At 73.9% G+C, this 19,808-nt stretch carries 20 protein-coding genes; 11 read left to right on the top strand and 9 right to left on the bottom strand.

Annotated features, from left to right (window positions below; translation table 11 throughout):
* Nucleotide 1: 1 nt before the first annotated feature.
* Nucleotides 2-874: a glycosyltransferase gene (locus ASF78_RS04735; protein WP_056585299.1), complete on the bottom strand. Its 873-nt coding sequence runs from the start codon at nt 872-874 to the stop codon at nt 2-4.
* A 21-nt stretch (nt 875-895) separates the two neighbouring features.
* A complete protein-coding gene (locus ASF78_RS04730) occupies nt 896-1,393 on the bottom strand; it encodes a metallopeptidase family protein (RefSeq protein ID WP_235518384.1) in 498 nt (165 codons plus the stop codon).
* A 75-nt stretch (nt 1,394-1,468) separates the two neighbouring features.
* Between ASF78_RS04730 and ASF78_RS04725 the strand changes: the two genes are divergently transcribed.
* The 5 genes from ASF78_RS04725 (at nt 1,469) to ahcY (ending at nt 5,470) form a co-directional block, all read left to right on the top strand.
* The gene (locus ASF78_RS04725; RefSeq protein ID WP_056585296.1) at nt 1,469-1,840 is read left to right on the top strand and encodes a DUF3499 domain-containing protein; all 372 of its coding nucleotides are present in this window, start codon (nt 1,469-1,471) and stop codon (nt 1,838-1,840) included.
* Nucleotide 1,841: 1 nt separating this feature from the next.
* Nucleotides 1,842-2,117 carry a hypothetical protein gene (locus ASF78_RS04720; RefSeq protein WP_056585294.1) on the top strand — a complete coding sequence of 92 codons (276 nt, stop codon included), beginning with the start codon at nt 1,842-1,844 and terminating at the stop codon, nt 2,115-2,117.
* Nucleotides 2,118-2,156: 39 nt separating this feature from the next.
* Nucleotides 2,157-3,626, top strand: a complete 1,470-nt coding sequence (locus ASF78_RS04715) for a phosphomannomutase/phosphoglucomutase (protein WP_056585292.1) — start codon at nt 2,157-2,159, stop codon at nt 3,624-3,626.
* Complete coding sequence (locus tag ASF78_RS04710; protein WP_056585290.1) at nt 3,626-3,835, top strand: Trm112 family protein; 210 nt, start codon at nt 3,626-3,628, stop codon at nt 3,833-3,835. Before ASF78_RS04715 ends, ASF78_RS04710 begins: the two co-directional genes overlap by 1 nt.
* A 153-nt stretch (nt 3,836-3,988) precedes the next feature.
* Nucleotides 3,989-5,470 carry an adenosylhomocysteinase gene (gene ahcY / locus ASF78_RS04705; RefSeq protein WP_056585288.1) on the top strand — a complete coding sequence of 494 codons (1,482 nt, stop codon included), beginning with the start codon at nt 3,989-3,991 and terminating at the stop codon, nt 5,468-5,470.
* Between the two features lie 6 nt (nt 5,471-5,476).
* On the opposite strand, the gene ASF78_RS04700 is transcribed toward ahcY, so the two are convergent.
* Complete coding sequence (locus ASF78_RS04700; protein WP_056585286.1) at nt 5,477-6,292, bottom strand: RDD family protein; 816 nt, start codon at nt 6,290-6,292, stop codon at nt 5,477-5,479.
* Between the two features lie 50 nt (nt 6,293-6,342).
* Between ASF78_RS04700 and ASF78_RS04695 the strand changes: the two genes are divergently transcribed.
* Nucleotides 6,343-7,332 (top strand): stage II sporulation protein M, encoded by a 990-nt coding sequence (locus ASF78_RS04695; RefSeq protein WP_056585284.1) that lies wholly within the window; start codon nt 6,343-6,345, stop codon nt 7,330-7,332.
* Nucleotides 7,333-7,336: 4 nt separating this feature from the next.
* Here ASF78_RS04695 and ASF78_RS04690 read toward each other — a convergent pair whose 3' ends face one another.
* Genes ASF78_RS04690 through ASF78_RS04665 form a run of 6 tightly spaced genes read right to left on the bottom strand, consistent with a single transcriptional unit; the run spans nt 7,337 to nt 13,851 of the window.
* The gene (locus ASF78_RS04690; RefSeq protein WP_056585281.1) at nt 7,337-8,500 is read right to left on the bottom strand and encodes a winged helix DNA-binding domain-containing protein; all 1,164 of its coding nucleotides are present in this window, start codon (nt 8,498-8,500) and stop codon (nt 7,337-7,339) included.
* A 34-nt stretch (nt 8,501-8,534) separates the two neighbouring features.
* Nucleotides 8,535-9,827, bottom strand: a complete 1,293-nt coding sequence (locus tag ASF78_RS04685; protein WP_056585279.1) for a DUF58 domain-containing protein — start codon at nt 9,825-9,827, stop codon at nt 8,535-8,537.
* A 1-nt stretch (nt 9,828) separates the two neighbouring features.
* On the bottom strand, nt 9,829-10,848 hold the full coding sequence (locus tag ASF78_RS04680) for a MoxR family ATPase (RefSeq protein ID WP_056585278.1): 1,020 nt from the start codon (nt 10,846-10,848) through the stop codon (nt 9,829-9,831).
* Nucleotides 10,845-12,047, bottom strand: a complete 1,203-nt coding sequence (locus tag ASF78_RS04675) for a DUF4350 domain-containing protein (protein ID WP_056585276.1) — start codon at nt 12,045-12,047, stop codon at nt 10,845-10,847. The genes ASF78_RS04680 and ASF78_RS04675 overlap by 4 nt, the downstream gene beginning before the upstream one ends.
* Nucleotides 12,044-12,712, bottom strand: coding sequence for a DUF4129 domain-containing protein (locus tag ASF78_RS04670; RefSeq protein ID WP_056585273.1), 669 nt, complete (start codon nt 12,710-12,712; stop codon nt 12,044-12,046). Before ASF78_RS04670 ends, ASF78_RS04675 begins: the two co-directional genes overlap by 4 nt.
* A complete protein-coding gene (locus ASF78_RS04665) occupies nt 12,709-13,851 on the bottom strand; it encodes a glycerophosphoryl diester phosphodiesterase membrane domain-containing protein (protein WP_056585270.1) in 1,143 nt (380 codons plus the stop codon). The genes ASF78_RS04670 and ASF78_RS04665 overlap by 4 nt, the downstream gene beginning before the upstream one ends.
* A 188-nt stretch (nt 13,852-14,039) precedes the next feature.
* On the opposite strand from ASF78_RS04665, the gene mtrA reads away from it, so the two are divergent.
* The 5 genes from mtrA (at nt 14,040) to hpf (ending at nt 19,741) form a co-directional block, all read left to right on the top strand.
* The gene (gene mtrA, locus ASF78_RS04660) at nt 14,040-14,723 is read left to right on the top strand and encodes an MtrAB system response regulator MtrA (protein ID WP_055912929.1); all 684 of its coding nucleotides are present in this window, start codon (nt 14,040-14,042) and stop codon (nt 14,721-14,723) included.
* Nucleotides 14,724-14,745: 22 nt separating this feature from the next.
* Nucleotides 14,746-16,452 carry an MtrAB system histidine kinase MtrB gene (gene mtrB / locus ASF78_RS04655; RefSeq protein ID WP_235518383.1) on the top strand — a complete coding sequence of 569 codons (1,707 nt, stop codon included), beginning with the start codon at nt 14,746-14,748 and terminating at the stop codon, nt 16,450-16,452.
* Nucleotides 16,449-18,104, top strand: coding sequence for an LpqB family beta-propeller domain-containing protein (locus ASF78_RS04650; RefSeq protein WP_056585267.1), 1,656 nt, complete (start codon nt 16,449-16,451; stop codon nt 18,102-18,104). The genes mtrB and ASF78_RS04650 overlap by 4 nt, the downstream gene beginning before the upstream one ends.
* A gap of 72 nt (nt 18,105-18,176) precedes the next feature.
* Entirely contained in the window at nt 18,177-18,908 is a 732-nt protein-coding gene (locus ASF78_RS04645; RefSeq protein ID WP_056585265.1) for a ComF family protein, read from the top strand.
* A gap of 203 nt (nt 18,909-19,111) precedes the next feature.
* A complete protein-coding gene (hpf, locus tag ASF78_RS04640; RefSeq protein WP_056585262.1) occupies nt 19,112-19,741 on the top strand; it encodes a ribosome hibernation-promoting factor, HPF/YfiA family in 630 nt (209 codons plus the stop codon).
* Nucleotides 19,742-19,808 lie beyond the last annotated feature (67 nt).

The raw sequence follows: 19,808 nt of genomic DNA, 5'->3' as shown, positions 1-19,808 counted from the left end.
CTCAGCCCGCGGCGCGCAGCTCCGCCCGCTCGCGCAGGCGGAGCCCGAGGACGGCCGCCCGGCGCACGGGCCACTGGTACCAGTGCGGGTACCGGCGCCTGACGTAGCGGGCGGCGCTCGCGTGGTGCGCGGAGATCATGGAGGCCGGCTTGGCCCGCCAGGACGTGCCGCCCACGTGCGTGACCTGCACCTGCGGGACGTAGAGGTTGGTCCACCCGGCGCGGCCGAGCCGCTCGCCCAGGTCGACGTCCTCGAAGAACATGAAGTAGCCGTCGTCGAACCCGCCGACGGCCTCGAACGCCTCGCGCCGCAGCAGGAGGCACGCGCCCGACAACCAGCCCGCGGCTCGGCGCCGCCCCGCGTCCCGCTCGTGCGCCCGGTACCGGCGGGTCCATGGGTTGCCCGGCCAGATCCGCACGAACAACGCGTGCCCGGCGCCCCGGGTCAGCGACGGCAGCTCGCGCGCGGACGGGTAGACGGTGCCGTCGGTGTTGAGCAGCGCAGGCCCGACCGACCCGGCACGCGCGTCGGCCTCCCCGGCCGCCACGAGCGCGTCCAGCGCGCCGGGCTGCCACTCGATGTCCGAGTTGGCGACCACGAGCCACGGTGCCGTCGCGCCCGCCGCGCCCAGGTTCGCGCCTCCGCCGTAGCCGACGTTCGCCCCCGAGGCCACGAGGCGTGCCCCGGCCTCGTCGGCGACCTCGCGTGCGACGGTGGGGTCGGTCCCGTTGTCGACGATCACGAGCTCGACGGGTGCCGTCGAGGAGGTGGCCAGCGTCCGGGCGAACGTCGCCAGCTCGTCTCCGGGGTGGTAGACGACGCACACCACGCGGACGGCGGGAGGGGACTGGGGGAGCGGGGCGGAGGTGCTCATCGTGCGGACAGGCTAATGGGCTCAGCCCGCGTCGCCGTACCGCGGGTCGACGTCCTCCGGGGCGCGGCCCAGCAGGTGGGCGACCTGCTCGACGACGACGTCGCGCACGAGGTCGGCCATGTCGAAGGGGTCGGACGCGCGCGACTCGACCGGCCGCCGGTAGATCACGACCCGCGCCGGGAGGCCCGCGTCGGGCGGGAAGTACCGGCCGAGGGGGACACCGCCGTGCTCCCACGGCGCCGGGTTGGACGGCGGCACGTCCTCGACGGCGAACTCGGTGCCCTGCAGCTGACGCGCCCACGTCCGCTCGATCCGCTCGACGGCGTCGAGGACGAGGTCGTCGAACCGCTCGGCCCGGGTCCGGTACGCGGGCATGGTGCTCGGCATGAGCGGCCCGCGCGGTCCGCGCCCGCGCCGGTCACGACGGCGCACGGGCACCACTGCCGTCGTGGGCAGCGCGACCGTGCGGCGGCCGATGCCGGGAGGCCGGCGGGCGGGCGGGGGCGGTGCTGAGCTCACCTCTGCACTGTAGATCGCGGACGGGCGACGGCGTGGGGGACACGGCCTGTCGTCCCTCGGGGGTACGGTCAGCCCGTGAGATCCGTGAGGCAGTGCTCGCGCACGGCCTGTGGCCGTGCGGCCGTGGCCACGCTGACCTATGTGTACGCCGACTCGACCGCGGTGCTGGGCCCGTTGGCGCAGCACGCCGAGCCGCACTCGTACGACCTGTGCGTCGAGCACGCGGAGCGCCTCACGGCCCCGCGCGGGTGGGAGGTCGTCCGGCTCACCCCGGAGTTCTCTCCCGCACCGCCCAGCCGGGACGACCTGCTCGCGCTGGCGGACGCGGTGCGCGAGGCCGGCAGGCGCACCGAGCCGGATCCCGCGCCGCTCCCGGAAGCCGTCGGCGCCGTCCTGAACGACGCGCCTCGTCGCGGGCACCTGCGGGTGCTGCGGGGCGAGGGCTGACGTGGCCCGCCGCAAGGGTGAGGCCGCCCGCGCTCGTGCCGAGCGCGCGGGAGAGCCGCTCGGCTCGATCAGCCAGCCGTCCGGGCCCGGAGTCCCGGGGACCCAGGCGTGCCTGCGGTGCGGCGAGACCGACCTGACCCGCATCCGCATGGCCCTCGCGGACGGGCGCCAGGTGGTCTTCGTGTCCTGCCCGGCGTGCGAGCAGCGCAACTGGTTCCCGCTCGACGGGAACGGCGTGCCGCTGGACCGCGGCGACGTCCTCGGCGACGACTCCTGACCTGCCGGGCGGCGTCGGGCGCCCCGGTACGATGACGCGGTGACCTCCCCTGCATCCGAACGTGTCGACCTGACTGCCCTCATCAAGGCGTACGACGTCCGGGGCCTCGTCCCCAGCGAGCTCAACCCCTCCGTCGCCCGGGCCATCGGCGCCGCGTTCGCCGACGTGGTCGTGCTCCCCGAGGCCACGTCGACGGACCGCCCGCGGGTGGTCATCGCCAACGACATGCGTCCGTCGGGGCCGGAGCTCGTGGCGGCGTTCGCCGACGGGCTCGCCGCTCGAGGAGTCGACGTCCTGCGGATCGGCCTGGCGTCCACCGACGGCCTGTACTTCGCCTCCGGCTCGCTGGGCATCCCCGGTGCGATGTTCACGGCGAGCCACAACCCGGCGCAGTACAACGGGATCAAGCTCTGTCGCGCCGGTGCCCGCCCGGTGGGCCAGGACAGCGGCCTGACGACGGTGCGCGAGCTCGCCGGCGACTACCTGGCCGGTTCGGTGCCCGAGGTCGACGCCGCGCAGCGGGGGAGCGTCGAGGACGGCGACCTGCTCGCCGAGTACGCGTCGTTCCTGCGCTCCCTGGTGGACCTGTCGGGCATCCGCCCGCTGAAGGTCGTCGTCGACGCGGGCAACGGCATGGGCGGGTTCACCGCGCCGGCCGTCCTGGGCGCAGGAGCCGGGCTGCCCGAGCTGCCGCTCGACATCGTGCCGCTGTACTTCGAGCTGGACGGCACGTTCCCGAACCACGAGGCCAACCCGCTCGAGCCGGAGAACCTGCGGGACCTGCAGGCGGCGGTCGTCGAGCACGACGCGGACCTCGGCCTCGCGTTCGACGGGGACGCGGACCGGTGCTTCGTCATCGACGAGCACGGCGACCCGGTGAGCCCGTCGGCCATCACGGCGCTCGTCGGGCTGCGCGAGGTCGAGCGTGAGCGGGCCGCGGGCCGCACGCCGACGGTGATCCACAACCTCATCACGTCGCAGGTGGTGCCGGACCTGCTGACGGCCGCGGGCGCGACCACCGTCCGCACCCGGGTGGGCCACTCGTTCATCAAGGCGGAGATGGCGCAGAACGACGCGGTCTTCGGGGGTGAGCACAGCGCGCACTACTACTTCCGCGACTTCTTCTTCGCCGACACCGGGATGCTCGCTGCGATGCACGTGCTCGCGGCCCTCGGCGGTCAGCCGCACCCGCTGTCCGCGCTGTCGGAGCAGTTCCAGCCGTACTCGGCGAGCGGGGAGATCAACTCGCGGGTGACCGATGTCGCGGCCGCACGTGCCCGGGTGGTGGAGGCGTACGTGACGCAGCAGGGCGCCGGGCCGGTGCAGGTCGACGAGCTGGACGGCCTCACGGTGTCGCACTGGGACGGACACCCGCAGTGGTGGTTCAACCTGCGCGCCTCGAACACGGAGCCGCTGCTGCGGCTGAACGTCGAGGCGGCCGACGAGGACATCATGGAGAAGGTCCGCGACGACGTGCTCGCGCTGGTGCGGCAGGACGGTGAGGGCTGATGGCCGGGTCGACGGGGCGCTCGTTGGAGCCCTGGGCGCGTGAGCTGCTGCGGTGCCCGGTGACGGGGGCGACGCTCGTCGACGGCGTGGGTCCGGACGGCGCGCCGACGCTGGTGTCGACCGATCCGGACAACCCCCTGGCGTACCCGGTGCGCGAGGGGATCCCGGTTCTCCTCGTCGACGAGGGCGTGCCGGTCCGACGAGGCTGACGAACCTGCTGTGACGTCGCTCACCCGGGGCTACCATGGCCCGGACGGCGTGGGTGATGCCCGCAGACCGAGAGGGGTCGCGCCGGCGCGAACGACCAGGGCGAGTGCCCTGATGCGTCGCGCCCGCAACCGATCGCGCACCCCTGGAGTGAGATGTCTTCGTTCGACGAGCTCCCCGGCCAGTACAAGGTCCGGGACCTGACCCTTGCCGAGGCCGGTCGGCACCAGATCCGCCTCGCCGAGCACGAGATGCCCGGCCTGATGGCCCTGCGTGCCGAGTTCGGCCCCACGCAGCCCCTCGCGGGCGCCCGCGTCGCCGGGTCGCTGCACATGACGGTGCAGACGGCGGTACTGATCGAGACGCTCGTCGCGCTCGGCGCCGAGGTCCGCTGGGCGTCGTGCAACATCTTCTCGACGCAGGACGAGGCGGCCGCGGCGGTCGTGGTCGGCCAGCACGGCTCTGTCGACGAGCCCGCCGGTGTCCCGGTCTTCGCCTGGAAGGGCGAGTCGCTCGACGAGTACTGGGAGTGCACCGAGCAGATCCTGGTGTGGCCGGGCGGTGCGGGGCCGAACATGATCCTCGACGACGGTGGCGACGCGACGCTGCTGGTGCACAAGGGCGTCGAGTACGAGGCCACCGGTGCGGTGCCGTCCGACCCGCAGCCGGGGGAGGAGGGCTACTCGGAGGAGTACCTGGTCATCCTCGGCACGTTGCGCCGCTCGCTCGCCGCCGACCCGCAGCGCTGGACGTCGATCGCGGCCCAGATCAAGGGGGTCACCGAGGAGACGACCACGGGCGTGCACCGGCTCTACCAGCTGGCCGAGGCCGGCGGCCTGCTGTTCCCGGCCATCAACGTCAACGACTCCGTGACCAAGTCGAAGTTCGACAACAAGTACGGCATCCGGCACTCGCTGCCCGACGGCATCAACCGCGCCACGGACGTCCTCATGGGAGGCAAGGTCGCGTTCGTCGCGGGCTACGGGGACGTCGGCAAGGGTGCGGCGGAGGCGTTCAGGGGCCAGGGCGCGCGCGTGATCATCTCCGAGGTCGACCCCATCTGCGCCCTCCAGGCGGCGATGGACGGCTATCAGGTGACGCGGCTCGACGACGTCATCGAGCAGGCCGACTTCGTGATCACGACCACCGGCAACAAGGACGTCGTGTCCGCGGCGCAGATGGCGCGGATGAAGAACAAGGCGGTCGTCGGGAACATCGGGCACTTCGACAACGAGATCGACATGGCCGGGCTCGCGGCCGTCCCGGGGATCGTCCGCACCGAGATCAAGCCGCAGGTGCACGAGTGGACGTTCCCCGCCGACGAGCTGGGCCCGGAGCGGTCCGTCATCGTGCTCTCGGAGGGCCGCCTCCTGAACCTCGGGAACGCGACCGGGCACCCGTCGTTCGTGATGAGCAACTCGTTCTCCAACCAGGTCATCGGTCAGATCGAGCTGTTCACCAAGCCGGACGACTACGCCCGCGAGGTGTACCGGCTGCCCAAGGTGCTCGACGAGAAGGTGGCGAGGCTGCACCTGGACGCGCTCGGGGTGCGGCTGACGGAGCTGACGAAGTCGCAGGCGGAGTACCTGGGCGTCGACGTCGCGGGACCGTACAAGCCCGAGCACTACCGCTACTGAGCGCGGTCAGTTCACGGGGTCCGGGACGCCGTGGGGGAGTCGGTGCAGCTGCGACGACTCCGCGGCGTCCCGCTGCCCGGCCCGCAGCCGTGCCGCGAGCTCGCGCTCCCGGCGTTCCGCCAGCACGGCCGCCAGGAAGGCCTCGGGGTGCGTGCCCAGCGGAGGCATCGGGTTGACGTAGCGCTGCACCTCGGTGGTCAGCTGGGAGCCGAGCTGCACGCGTGAGGCCGGGTGCAGCTGGGCGGCACGGTTGAGGAACTGCCGCACCGACAGGGCCAGGCCGTCGGGCAGGCGGGCGAGGTCCGCGGTGTGCGCCCAGCCGGCGAGCTGCGGCGGCATCATGACGGGCGTGCGCACCCGCGCGGCGCCGCGCACCCGTACCCCGTAGGTGCCCGCGAGGATGTCTCCGACGCGTTTGCCCTGCGGGTGCACGATCGAGGTGACCAGGGCCACGACGCCGAACGTGAGCCAGAGCTCGACGATGCCGACGAGCGCCCGGATCAGGGACTGCCGGAAGACCAGGGGCCCACCGTCGTCGCGCACGATGCGGATGCCCATCGCCAGCTTGCCCAGCGACCGGCCGCGGGTCAGCGTGTCGACGGTCGTGGGCAGCACGACCCAGACCGTCGCGAGCAGCATGATGAAGACGATCCGGCTGAGCTCCTCCGACGCGTTGGGCACGAGCGCCCCCAGCGCGACGATCAGCACGACCACCCCCACCACGATGACGAGCAGGTCGAGCAGGGCCGCGAGCAGACGCGTCGCCGCGGAGGTCGGGCGCGCGTCGAGCAGCACGCCTTCGCCGGTGAGGATGCCGTCCATGCTGCGCAGGTTAGCCCGTACCGGTCCGTGGGGATGGCAGGCTGTGCGCCATGGACCTGGACGCCTTCGAACGGGCACGCGCGGCCGACTGGGCGCGGCTCGACGAGCTGGTGCGGCTGCGTCGCCGCACCGGCGCCGAGGCCGACGAGCTGGTGCGCCTCTACCAGAGTGTCGCCACGGACCTCTCGAGCGTGCGCTCGGCCGCCCCGGACCCCGAGATGGTGACCCGGCTCTCGATGCTCGTCGGGCGTGCCCGGTCCGCCGTCGCCGGCACGCACGAGCCGAGCTGGCGTGACGTCACGGCGTTCGTCGCCGTCGCCGTGCCCGCGGCCCTCTACCGGATCCGGTGGTGGACGGTCGGCGTGACGGTGGCGTTCCTCGCGCTCGGCACCGTCGCCGGGGTGTGGGTGGCGACGCAGCCGGACGCGCTCGCGTCGATGGGGACGCCGAGCCAGCAGGAGGAGTACGTCGAGAACTCGTTCGCGGAGTACTACACGCCCGGTGCGGGCTTCGCGACGATGGTGTGGACCAACAACGCGTTCCTGACGGCCGTCTGCATCGCCACCGGGATCACGGGGATCGGACCCGTCTACTTCCTGGCCAACAACGCCATCTCCGTCGGAGCCGTGGGCGGCATGATGGCCGCGCACGGACACCTGGACGTGTTCCTCCAGCTCATCTCCCCGCACGGGCTGCTCGAGCTGACCGCGGTGTTCGTCGCCGGGGGCGCGGGCCTGCGGATCTTCTGGACCTGGATCGAGCCCGGCCCGCGCACCCGCGGCAAGGCGCTCGCGCAGGAGGCCCGCGCCCTGTTCACCGTGGCGGTCGGGCTGGTGGGCGTCCTGGCGGTGTCGGGCCTGATCGAGGGCTTCGTCACGGGGTCGAACCTGCCGTGGGCCGTGAAGATCGGCATCGGTGTGGTCGCCCTCGCGGCGTTCTGGGCGTACACGCTGGTCCTCGGCCGTCGGGCCGTCCGCGCGGGGTACACCGGCGACCTCGAGCCGGACCGCGCCGGCTACGTGCTGGCGACCGCCGGCTGAGGTCTCACCCCGGGTCGACGACGTCGACGCGGCGGTCGTCCGCCCCTGCGGCCATGAGCCCGACGAGGGCCTCCGCCTCCGCCCGCAGCTGATCCGCCTGGACGGCCGTCGGGCGAACGAACGGCCGCACCGTGAGCGTGACCGGTCCGCGGTGCTTCGGGTCCCGGGGGACGTCCCAGGTGCCCGCGACGCGTCCGTCGAGCAGGAACGTCGCGGGGACGACGCCGTTCGGGCTGGCCAGGTGGGGGCGGTGCTCGGGCGACAGGATCCGGGTGCGGTCCGCGTGGCCCAGCAGCACGTTGTCGTAGTCGGCCAGGAAGCGCACCGGCGCGGGTACGTCCGGATCGGGCAGCGGCGCCCCCGGCAGGTCGAGGACCTCGCGCTCGCGCACGGCACCCGGCGACGGTTCGGCGCGGTACCGGACCAGGTCGAGGCGGTCGACCACCGAGCGCATCCCGGTGAGCCCCGACCAGCTCTGCAGGTCAGCGACGGACGCCGGACCGAACGCCGCGAGGTAGCGCCGCACGAACCGTTCCTGCTCGGCGGCCAGCACCTGCGGATCGGTGAGGTCCGGGGCTGACGCGGTCCGCTCGGGTCCGAACCACGTCCACGCCGTCGTCCACGTCGTCGCACCCGACCGGCCCCACACGCCCCGCGGCGGCACCTGGACGAGGGGGAGCGTGCCGCGGGCGGCGTAGGCGAGCGTGCTCGGGGCGACGTCCGGCCAGCGCTGCGCGAGGAGGCGGCCGAGCTCCGTGGTCACGCGCGGCTCCTGCTCGACCAGGGCGCGGGCGGCGGCCGTGACCTCGGCGAGGTCGAGCGTGCGCAGTGCGGCGCCGTGCTGGGCGTTCACCCGGAGGTCCTTGGCGTGCAGCGGCGCGATCAGACCGGGCAGGAGCAGGGCGTCGGCGGCGGTGACGAGGTGGATCGTGCTGCGCATCACCGCGATCCGCGTGACCCTGCGGTCCCAGAACGCCTCGCCGAGCTCGTCCGGTCGGAACCCGGCGACGCGGCTCCAGAGGCCGACGTACGGCGACCACGCGTTCTGCGCCTGGAGCCCCACCAGGTGGTCGACCATCTCGGTCGCCGGACCGGGCCGGCGGTCGAGCAGGTGCTGGCGGGCGAGCAGCGCACGGTTGAGGTGGGCGCGGGTGAGCAGGTCCGTCACACCGGGCAACCTACCGACGCCGACCGACACACGCTCAGAGGCGGCCGGCAGCCTTCAGCGCGATGTAGGTGTCGGCGAGGGCCGGCGCCAGGTCGTCGGGCAGCGAGTCGAGGACCTCGGCGCCACGCTGGCGCAACCGCACGGCGACAGCCGCGCGCTCGAGCCCGACGCGCTCTGCGGCGGCCGCGTCGAACACGGCCGTCGCGCCGTCGCGTGCCGTGCGCAGCGCATCCACCTCGGGGTCGGACACCGAGGCGAGCACGACCTGGTGCCGCTCGGTGAGCTGCCCGACCACGCCGAGCAGGCCCTGCTCGACCGCGGACGGGTCCAGCGCGGTCAGCAGCACGACGAGGGCGCGCTGGCTCAGCCGCTGCCGGACCTGCGCGACGACGCCCGGCCAGTCGGTCTCCACCAGCTCGGGCTCGACCAGGGCGAGCGTGTCCGCGAAGGACGCCATCACCCGGGCACCCGTGGTGGAGGCGACCCGGCCGCGGACGCGGCGGTCGTAGACCACGAGCTCGACGCGGTCGCCCGCCTTCGTCGCGAGTGCGGCGAGGAGCAGCGCCGCCTCGATCGACGCGTCGAGCCGGGGGGCGTCGAGCACGCGCACGGCGGACGTGCGGCCGCTGTCGAGCACGATCAGCACCCGACGGTCACGCTCCGGTCGCCAGGTACGCACGACGACGTCGGAGCGGCGGGCCGTCGCACGCCAGTCGATCGCGCGGACGTCGTCACCGATGACGTACTCCCGCAGTGAGTCGAACTCGGTCCCGGGGCCGCGCACCTGGACCGACGCCCGCCCGTCCAGCTCCCGGAGCCGGGCGAGGCGACTGGGCAGGTGGCGCCGTGACGCGAACTCGGGGAGCACCCGCAGGCGTCCGGGCACGGTCAGCGACGCCTGCCGGCCCGCGAGCCGCAGCGGGCCGAACGTCCGGATCGTGACGAGGTCCGCGAGCGCGTCGCCGCGCCGGGTGGGCACCAGGACGGTCCGCACGCGCGCGCCGTCGCCCGGTCGCACCAGCACGCGGTGCCGGTCCGACTGCGCACCGGTCGACGGGGGCCACGCGTCGCGCACGAGCGCCCGGAGCAGGCGACCGCCGCGGTTCGTCAGCGTGAGCGTGGACGTCGCCGGCTCGGTGAGGCGGACCGAGGCCGGGACCTCACGACGGATCGCGACCTGCCGGGGCGACGCCGCGAGCGCCACGTCCACCGCGCACACCACCACGACGAGCAGCGTCCACAGCAGCACGGTGCCGACGGCGGGCACGACGAGCACCACCGGCAGTCCGAGCGCGGCCAGGACGACCGCTCGCCAGGTGACCGCCACGTCAGCGGGGGACGGCGACGGACGCGAGCACCGTGTCGAGGACGCTCTCCGTGCTCACACCCTCGAGCTCGGCCTCGGGGCGCAGCTGGACCCGGTGCCGCAGCGTCGGGTGGGCGAGCGCCTTGATGTCGTCCGGCGTCACGTACCCACGACCCGACAGCCACGCCCAGGCGCGGGACGTCGCCAGGAGTGCCGTCGCTCCACGCGGGGAGACCCCGAGCGAGAGGGAGGGCGACTGCCGCGTGGCGCGGCACACGTCGACGGCGTAGCCGAGCACCTCGGGGGAGATTTGCACGTGACCGACCTCCGCCCGGGCGCGCGCGAGCATCTCCGGGGTCGCCACCGGGCGCAGCCCGGCACCGGCGAGGTCGCGCGGGTCGAAACCGGCGGCGTGCCGGGTGAGCACCTCGATCTCCTCGTGCCGCTCGGGCATGGGGAGCACGAGCTTGAGCAGGAACCGGTCCAGCTGCGCCTCGGGGAGCGTGTAGGTGCCCTCGTACTCGACGGGGTTCTGGGTCGCGATGACCAGGAACGGGTCGGGGAGCAGGCGCGGGGTGCCGTCGATCGACACCTGACGTTCCTCCATCGCCTCGAGCAGCGACGCCTGCGTCTTGGGCGGGGTCCGGTTGATCTCGTCGGCCAGCAGCAGGTTGGTGAACACGGGACCCGCCCGGAACGAGAACTCGGCCGTGCGGGCGTCGTAGACCAACGATCCCGTCACGTCGCCGGGCATCAGGTCGGGGGTGAACTGGACCCGCTTGGTCTCCAGGTCGAGCGCTGCGGACAGCGCACGCACCAGCAGGGTCTTGGCCACGCCGGGCACTCCCTCGAGCAGGACGTGCCCGCGGCACAGGAGCGCGATGACCAGGCCGCTGACGGCAGCGTCCTGACCGACCACCGCCTTGGCGACCTCGGTGCGCACCGCACCCAGGGCGGCTCGGAGCTCCTCGGACGGCTGGTGCGGCGGGGCGGTCGGGTCGGTCGGGGCGGTCGCGCCCCACGTGGGGCTCTGGTCGCTCACGTTCGGTGAACCTCGCTCTCGAGATGGTCCAGGTCACGGGCCAGCTGGGCCAGCCCGCGGTCGTCGGTCGGTGGGGGTCCGTAGAGCAGCGTCTCGACGTCCGTGGGGCGGCGTCCGGCGGCGCGGGAGATCGCGTCGATGACGAGTGGTGCGGGCGCGGAGCGCGGCAGGCCGAGCCGGGCCGCGCTACGTGCTGCCGTCCCTGCACGCAGCGCCGCGGCGGCGTGCCCGTAGGACCGGCCGCGCCGGTAGAGGCGCCCGCGACCCCGGGTGGTCTCGCCTGCGCGGACCACCACCGGCAGCCGCTCGGTGACGAGGCGGCCCAGCCGGCGTCCGCGCCAGACCGCGATGACCACGACGACGAGCAGCAGCTGCAGCGCGACGACCTGGACGACGGGCGGCAGCACCTGCCCCGGTGCGGGCCCGGACCCGCCGCCCGCTCCCACGTCGTCGAGCGACGGGATGTACCAGACGAGCCGTTCGTGCCGGCCCAGGGTGCGCAGGACGAGGGCCGCGTTGCCCTCGTCGGCGAGGTACTGGTTGGTGAAGGGCGCCAGGTCGGCGACCGCGACGACCCGGCGCCCGTCGGACTCGGCCACGCCGTACGCGCCGCCCTGGTCCGTCGAGGCGCCGGGCGCGGGGAAGCAGACGACCGCGCCCGGGCCGGTGGACAGCAGGCCGCCGCTCGCGGTGATGGTGCCGGCGGCGACCGCGTCCGGGTCCTCGCACTGCGCGGAACGGACCTCGGGCGTGTCGGTGAATCCGCCGCTCGACGTGAGCGAGGGGGTGAGGAGCCCGACCGCCCACTCCGCGTCGACGAGCACGAGGTCCGCCTCCGTCTCGTCCAGGACGTCGATCTGCTCGTCGCCGAGCAGGTAGTCGCCGACGACGAGCAGCGTCGACCCGGGACCGGCGAGCTCCTCGACGTCGGCGATGGTGCGGACGTAGCGGACGTCTACGCCCTGGCGGCCGAGGATCTGCGCCGCGGCGCGGCCGCCGAGGTCGGCCGGGTTGTCGGGTGCCAGGGTCAGGGTCGAGGTCTGTGGCTCCGGCAGCGCCGTCAGGATGCCGGCCGTGAGGAGCAGCGCCAGCAGGGCGAGAGGCAGGCGTGCCCGCCGCCACCGCCGCGCGGACCTGCTGCGGGTCGTGGTGCCGTCGCCGACGACCGTCTCGTGCACCGTGACCACGGGGGTGCTCATCGGGGCACCGCCAGGGTCTCGTCGGTGACCTCGGAGCCCGTCGTCGAGCGCGCGTCCTGGACGCGTGCGTCGAGCCCGCGCAGGCGGATCTCGTCCTGGGCGCTCGCGGGCTCGTCGCCGTACGCGACGTCGTCGAACGTGCGGCCGGCCGCGACGAGCTCCGCGGCGAGCGCGGGCAGCCGGGCCGCGGCCGCCAGCGCGGCCTCGTGCGCGGTCCGGGCGGCCACCTCGTCCAGCACGGCCCGCTCCTCGAGCCCGCGCACGATCGCGCGGAACCTCTCGAGCACGGCCACGGACCACTCGCCGGCCGCAGCCGCTGCGTCGGCGGCCGCCCGGATCTCGTCCGACGTGCGCGCGTCGTCGTGCGCCAGCACGCTGCGGTCACCCCCGCGGCGGTGGGACAGGCGTACGGGTCCGGCGACCAGGAACGCGATCACGACGACGGCGACGATCACCAGGACGACCGCGAGGACCGCGAGCGGCTCGAACGCCGCGGGGGTGCGCATGCCCGCGAGCAGCTCGGTCAGCCACTCCAGCAGTCGGCTGAGCAGCGAGCGCTGCTCGTGGTAGACGGGGTCGAGCAGCTCCTCGGTGGCCCAGCGCCGTGCTGTCGCGGCGTCGGGCTCGACCGGGATGCCGCTGACCACCCGGGCCAGCACGTTCACGCGGTGCTCTCTGCAGCGCGGGCCAGCTCGACGTCCAGACCTTCGCGGCGCATCCGCACGTCGATGTACAGGAGGGCGACCACGGAGGACAGGAACGTGGTGGACAGGGTGGTGGCGATGATCGTGGCGACGCCGACGATGACGACGGAGGCGAAGGACGTCAGGGTGGGGTCGCGCAGGACGAACTGCGCGACGAGGGCCACGGGCTCCGTGATGATCCACTCGATGACCGCGGCGAGGATCGCGGTGAGCAGGTAGATGCCCAGCAGGCGCCAGAAGGTCCGGCGGGTGAGCCGCCACGCCCGGCCGATCGTCGGCCAGAACTTCTTGCCCTCCAGCATCAGCGCAGGTGGCACCAGCAGCGTCCGCGTCGCGAACCAGAGGACGGCGGCGAGGAACGCCAGCGAGCCACCCAACCCGACCAGCACCGCGAGCGCGACCTGGTCGTTCACCGCGAGCAGTGCGACCCCCGCGACGAGCGCCGCGAGCACCGCCAGCACCACGAACCCGGACAGGAACGTGAAGCCGACGACGAGCCAGACGCGCCAGGAGCGCAGGACCTCGCCGATCGTCGCCACCTGGCCGAGCACCGACCGGCTGACGGACACGATGAGCAGGCCCGTCAGGACGGTCGACGCGATGGTGACCACCGGTGCCCCGGCGAGCAGGCCGAGGGCAGCGCCCAGCTGGTCGGCGACGCCCAGCTGGCCCGACGGGTCGAGGTCCTCCGACACGCCCGTGAGCTGCCGCGCGAGGATGCCCTTCACGTACCACTGGATGACGGACTGGAGGATGACGGCGATCGTCATGACCAGGGCGGCGAGCCCGAACATGACGCGCGGGTTGGCGCGCACGGCACGGAAGGCGCCGTCGTAGATCTCGCCCATCCCCAGCGGACGCAGCGGGATGATCCCGGGCTGCAGCGCCTGCGGGCGCCACGAGACCCCGGGCGGCGGGGGTGCGGCGGGGGTCCAGCCGCCGTACCCGCCGGGCGGCTGCTGTCCCCAGCCCGACGGTGAGGGCGGAGGTGGTGCGACGGGCGGGCCGGGCTGCGGCACGGTCTCCGGCGGTGGTGCTCCCGGGCCTGCGGGGGCCGCCCAGGAGGGCGGTCGCGGCGCGTCGTCGTGCGGGCTCGTCATGCGAGCGCGGCTCCTCGGCTGTCGTGGTGCAGGCGGTCGGGGGCACCGTCGTCGGGCCCCCCACGGAGGAATCATCGTGCCACGACGGCACGGTCCCGGGATGCGCGACCGGGTGATCTGTCCGCGTCGGGACACGTCGCAGCGCCAGGTGGCCCAGGTACGGGCCTGTGCGGTGCGAGAATGCCGCCATGAAGGGACGCGTGCTGGTGGTCGACGACGACACCGCGCTGGCCGAGATGATCGGCATCGTGCTGCGGTCGGAGGGTTTCGACCCGGTGTTCTGCGAGGACGGCGACGAGGCGATCGGGGTGTTCCGAGCCACGCAGCCGGACCTCGTCCTGCTCGACCTCATGCTGCCGGGCAAGGACGGCAACGAGGTCTGTCGGCAGATCCGCGCCGAGTCGGGTGTGCCCATCGTCATGCTCACGGCCAAGAGCGACACGGTCGACGTGGTGCTCGGCCTGGAGTCGGGGGCGGACGACTACATCTCGAAGCCCTTCAAGCCGAAGGAGCTCGTGGCCCGCGTCCGTGCGCGCCTGCGCCGCAGCGACGAGCCGGCGCCCGAGCACCTGACGATCGGCGACGTCACGATCGACGTGCCCGGCCACCGGGTCGCGCGGGCGGGCCGTCCCGTCTCGTTGACGCCGCTCGAGTTCGACCTGCTGGTGGCGCTCGCGCGCAAGCCGTGGCAGGTGTTCACGCGCGAGGTGCTGCTGGAGAAGGTGTGGGGGTACCGGCACGCCGCCGACACCCGCCTGGTGAACGTCCACGTGCAGCGTCTGCGCTCGAAGATCGAGAACGACCCCGAGCAGCCCGAGATCGTCGTCACCGTCCGCGGTGTCGGCTACAAGGCGGGCGTGGCCTCGACGTGAGGTCGGGAGCAGACCCGTGCGGGTGAGCGGCGCCTGGCGGCTGCTCCGGGCACGGTCGAGGCGACGGGTCCGCTCGTGGACCCGGGCCTGGCGCTCGTCCCTGCAGATCCGCGTCATCACCTCCACGCTGGCGATCGGCCTCGTCGCGCTCACCCTCATCGGTGCCTACGTGAGCGCCCGCACGGCGGCCGATCTCTTCGAGGACCGTCTGAACCAGGTCCTCCAGGAGAGCGCCCGGTCCACGTTGCAGGCCCAGGCCACGTTCGACAACTCGACCGCGGCGACCAGCCCCGACGTGCAGCGGCTCAAGGGCGACGTCGCCCGCGCACAGCGCACCGGCGGGTCGGACCGCCGCGAGGTGTTCCTGCTGCGCGCACCCGGGCAGCAGGGCGGCGACATGTTCATCCCCGGTGCGGCGTCGGACCAGGCCCTCGTCCCGCTCGTCAGCCGCGACCTGCGCCTGGCGACGGCCACCGGGGGGCAGCACTGGCAGTCCGTGGCGATCCCGCGGGAGACCGGTGGCGTCTCGCCCGGGGTGATGGTGGGGCAGGACGTGACCGTGCCGGTCGACGGGACGTACCAGCTCTTCTTCCTCTACAGCCTGCAGTCCGAGCAGGACCGGCTCGACTTCCTGCAGCGCACGCTGGGCCTCGCCGCGGTCGCGCTGGTCGTGCTGCTGGGGAGCATGACGTGGCTGGTCACGCGGCAGACGGTCCGGCCCGTGCGGCGCGCGGCGGAGGTCGCCGAGCGGCTGGCGGACGGGCACCTGTCCGAGCGGATGCCGGAGAAGGGTGAGGACGAGATGGCCACCCTGGCCCGCTCGTTCAACGAGATGGCCGACAGCCTCCAGGACCAGATCCACCGCATGGAGGAGCTGTCCACGTTGCAGCGGCGGTTCGTCTCCGACGTGTCGCACGAGCTGCGGACCCCGCTGACGACCATCCGGATGGCCGGGGAGGTCATCCACGCCTCGCGCGCGGACTTCGACCCTGCCGCGAAGCGCTCGGCGGAGCTCCTGCAGACCCAGCTCGACCGGTTCGAGGACCTCCTGGCGGACCTGCTCGAGATCAGCCGGTTCGACGCGGGTGCGGCGATGCTCGAAGCCGAGGGCCGCGACGTGCGCGACGTCGTGATCCAGGCGGTCGACCACGCCGCCCCGCTCGCCGAGCGCCGAGGCGCGTGGCTGCACGTGGTGGTTCCCGAGGAGCGCTGCGTCGCGGACATCGACCCCCGCCGGGTCGAGCGGATCCTGCGCAACCTGCTGGTCAACGCCGTCGAGCACGCCGAGGGCAGCACCGTCGAGGTCACCGTCGGCGCCGACGCGCACGCCGTCGCGGTCACCGTCCGCGACCGGGGCGTGGGAATGACCCCCGACGAGGCCGCGCACGTGTTCGACCGCTTCTGGCGCGCCGACCCGGCACGGGCTCGCACGACGGGCGGCACAGGGCTCGGGCTGGCCATCTCGTTGGAGGACGCCCACCTGCACGGCGGCTGGCTGGAGGCGTGGGGCAGGCCCGGCCGCGGGGCGAGCTTCCGGCTCACGCTCCCGCGACGCGCGGGGATCCGGCTCACCGCGTCACCCCTGCCGCTGCAGCCGGAGGAGTCGCCGATCACGGGCTCCCTGCGGATCGTCGCGCGCCCGCACAACGACCCGGCAGCGCTCCCGGAGATGGGGTCCGACGACCTCGACGCCACGCTGTCCGACGACGAGCGGCAGGAGGTCCGATGATCGCGCTCCGGCTCCGTCGCGCCACCGTCGCCCTCGGCGCGGTCGTCGTCCTCACGGCCTGCACCGCCATCCCGACGTCCGGACCGGTCCAGGAGGGTGACACGGAGGTCACCGAGCCCTCGGAGATCGACGTGCTCGCCGAGGGCCCACAGCCGGGAGACACCCCGGCCGAGATCGTCGACGGCTTCCTCGCCGCGGGCGCCGCAGGGTTCACCGACAACTTCGGGACGGCCCGCGAGTACCTCGCCGGCGAGGCGAAGGCCACGTGGGACCCGACGGCGGGTGTGCTCGTCTCGGGTGCCGTCGAGCCCGCGCCGACGACGACGGAGACCGAGGTCACGATCGACGTCCCCGTCGAGGCCCGCGTCGGCGAGAGCGGGGTCTACGCCGAGGCGCCGCCGGACGGTCGCGAGTCCGTGACGTTCGGGATGGTCCGCAACGACGCCGACGAGTGGCGGATCGCCGCGACGCCACCCGGCCTGATCCTCCAGCAGGAGGACTTCGCCCGCCTGTACCGACCGGCGTCGCTCTACTTCGTCTCACCGGACCAGAAGTTCCTGGTCCCCGAGGAGCGCTGGTTCCCGGACAAGAACCTGAGCACGTCCATCGTCAGCGAGCTGCTCGCCGGGCCGTCGGCCTGGTTGCAGGACGCGGTCGTGACGGCCGTGCCCGACGGGGTCGAGCTCAACCCGGAGGCCGTGCTCATCGACGAGGCGGACGGGGTGGCGTCGGTCCGCCTGGAGCCCGCGCTCGCCGTGACCCGCGCGGACCGGGACCTGCTGATCGCCCAGATCGAGGCGAGCCTGCGACCCGTGCGGGAGATCAGCTCGGTGCAGGTGTACGCCCGGGACGTGCCGCTCGAGGGTTCGGCCACCCTGGAGAGCGGCTCCGGTCCGTCGGGACATCTCGAGCTCGTGCAGGACAACCGCCTCGTCGCGCTCGTCGACGGCCAGATCGAGCCGGTGCCCGGCCTCGACGCCCTCGACGGGCTCGACCCGCGCAGCCCGGCACGCAACGAGGACGGCTCGGTGCGCGTCATGCTGTCCGGTCCCAGCACGCTGACCACGGTGCCGACCACGGAGGTCGGGCCGCAGGAGCTCGTGACCGGCTCGGGCCTGGCCGCACCGTCCGTCGACCGGTTCGACTGGGCGTGGACGGCGCAGCCGGCCAGCGGTCTCGTCGCCGCGCGCGTCGGAGCACCGTCCGTGCAGGTGAGCGCCGACTGGCTCGAGGGCCGGGTGGTCCGTGCGGTCCGGGTGGCGCGTGACGGCGTCCGGATCGCGGTCGTCTCCGCCGGCGCCGACGGTGTCCAGGTGGACATCGCTGCGATCACCCGTGACGACTCCGGCGCGCCGCAGCAGCTGGGGTCCCCGGTCCGGGCGGGTGCGTCCTTGGTGGACGCGTCGTCGGTCGTGTGGTCGGGGGAGTCGACGCTGGCGGTCGTCGGGCGGTCTGTCGGCAGCGCGAACGTGCACCTCGTCCCGGTCGCCGGGCCGACGAGGCCGCTGCCGGAGGTCGCGAACCTCGCCGACCTCGCCGCGAGCACGGTCATCTACGTCACGACGACCGACGGTGAGCTGCGCAGGTTCGGCACCACATGGGCACAGATCCTCGGTGTGACGGGTGTGTCGTCCCCGTCGTTCCCCGGCTGACGAGCCGCCCACAGCCCACCGTCGTCCCCACGTCGAGGGCGGGTCGGGGCCGGGGCCGGGCACGCTCAGCGCATGACGTTCGCGCGTGAGCTGCTCGGTCTGCTCGTCCCGGTCGAGTGCGCCGGCTGCGGGCTCGACGACGTCGCGTGGTGCGCAGCGTGCGCGGACCGTCTCGCGGGTGGGCTGTGGCGGTGCGAGGACCGGGTCCCTCGGCTCGACCGCATGGACGGGTCGGGTCCGCTGCCGGTGTGGACGCTCGCGGACTGCACCGGCCCGGTCCGGCGCGCCGTCGTCGCGTGGAAGGACCGCGGACGGTTCGACCTGACGCGCCCGTTCGTGGCCGCCCTCGCCGACGCAGCCCCCGGGCTGTCCTCCGACGTCGTGGCTGGGCCTCTGCTGGTCGTGCCCAGCCCGTCGACGGGCGCGGCGCGTCGACGCCGGGGCGGCAACCTGGTCGACGCCCTCGCGACGGGCGTCGCGGACGGTCTCGCGCTCGGGGGCGTGGTCGCCGCGGCGGCGCCGGTGCTCGTCCGGACGCGGGGTCACGACCAGGTCGGTCTCGGCGCCCGGGCGCGCACCCGCAACCTCGCCGGTCACGTCCGCGTGCCGACGAGGCACGTCGCGCGACTGGCCGGCCGGCGGGTCCTGGTCGTGGACGACGTCCTCACCACGGGTGCGACGATCGCCGCGTGCCGCTCCGCGCTCGAGCGTGCCGGCGCGCAGGTCGTGGGCGCGGTGACGCTCGCGTCGACTCCCGGCCCATGGGCTGCGCCCCGACTCCCGCGAGCGCAGTCCACAGGGTGATCACTGAGCGGCGCGGGTGGTTCGAGCGCTGGCGCGGGGTTAGCGTGGGGTCCTGAGCCGACGGCGAGCTCGGACCGACCCCCACGGGTCGACCGGGCCGGCCGCGGGAGGAGGTGACGCCGCCCGACTGCCCCCTGGGGCAGCCCATCGCACTGTCACCCCGGGCGGGCACGACCCGCCCCTGACCCTCTCAGGAGGCTCACATGGAGATCGTGGTTGCCGGCCGGCACACCGAGGTGCTCCCGAAGTATCGGGCGCACGTCGAGCAGAAGCTCGCGAAAGTCGAGCAGCTGGCCCCCCGCGCCCAGCGCATCGACGTCGTCGTGTCGCACGAGACGAACCCCCGACAGGCAGGCAGCAGTGAGCGCGTCGAGCTCACCGTCGTCGACCGCGGGCCCGTGATCCGCGCCGAGGCGTGTGCGGACGACAGGTACGCGGCTCTGGACCTGGCTCTCGGGAAGCTCCTCGAGCGACTCCGTCGGACGCGCGACCGGCGCAAGGACCACCGCAACCACACTCCGATCGCCCCCGTCGACGTGCGTCCGCCCGAGCCGGAGCCGGCCGCGCCCGCACCCGTCGACCCGGACGCCGCGGTCGAGACGACGCTCGGCGACTCGCCCGTCGTCATCCGCGAGAAGGTCCACCAGGCACAGCCGATGACGGTCGACGACGCGCTCTACGAGATGGAGCTCGTCGGTCACGACTTCTTCCTGTTCATCGACGCCGAGACCGCCCAGCCGTCGGTCGCGTACCGCCGGCGCGGGTGGAGCTACGGCGTCATCAAGCTCGACGCCGCGGTGACCGCAGCCCCGCTCGCGACGGTCGGCGGCTGACCAGACTCGATCGACGACGACGCCCGGCACGGTCGACACGACCGGCCGGGCGTCGTCGTGTGGGTGG

The organism is Cellulomonas sp. Leaf334 (assembly GCF_001424195.1).
Taxonomy (GTDB): domain Bacteria; phylum Actinomycetota; class Actinomycetes; order Actinomycetales; family Cellulomonadaceae; genus Cellulomonas.
This window is presented reverse-complemented; position numbering and strand designations above follow the sequence as displayed.

Bases quoted from the DNA above. Each gene is read 5' to 3' on its own strand.
- ASF78_RS04645 (WP_056585265.1), top strand. From the start codon at position 18,177: ATGACGTTCGCGCGTGAGCTGCTCGGTCTGCTCGTCCCGGTCGAGTGC.
- ASF78_RS04665 (WP_056585270.1), bottom strand. From the start codon at position 13,851: ATGACGAGCCCGCACGACGACGCGCCGCGACCGCCCTCCTGGGCGGCC.
- ASF78_RS04700 (WP_056585286.1), bottom strand. From the start codon at position 6,292: ATGGACGGCATCCTCACCGGCGAAGGCGTGCTGCTCGACGCGCGCCCG.
- ASF78_RS04735 (WP_056585299.1), bottom strand. From the start codon at position 874: ATGAGCACCTCCGCCCCGCTCCCCCAGTCCCCTCCCGCCGTCCGCGTG.
- mtrA (WP_055912929.1), top strand. From the start codon at position 14,040: ATGAAGGGACGCGTGCTGGTGGTCGACGACGACACCGCGCTGGCCGAG.
- ahcY (WP_056585288.1), top strand. From the start codon at position 3,989: ATGTCTTCGTTCGACGAGCTCCCCGGCCAGTACAAGGTCCGGGACCTG.
- ASF78_RS04675 (WP_056585276.1), bottom strand. From the start codon at position 12,047: ATGAGCACCCCCGTGGTCACGGTGCACGAGACGGTCGTCGGCGACGGC.
- ASF78_RS04695 (WP_056585284.1), top strand. From the start codon at position 6,343: ATGGACCTGGACGCCTTCGAACGGGCACGCGCGGCCGACTGGGCGCGG.
- ASF78_RS04710 (WP_056585290.1), top strand. From the start codon at position 3,626: ATGGCCGGGTCGACGGGGCGCTCGTTGGAGCCCTGGGCGCGTGAGCTG.
- ASF78_RS04650 (WP_056585267.1), top strand. From the start codon at position 16,449: ATGATCGCGCTCCGGCTCCGTCGCGCCACCGTCGCCCTCGGCGCGGTC.
- hpf (WP_056585262.1), top strand. From the start codon at position 19,112: ATGGAGATCGTGGTTGCCGGCCGGCACACCGAGGTGCTCCCGAAGTAT.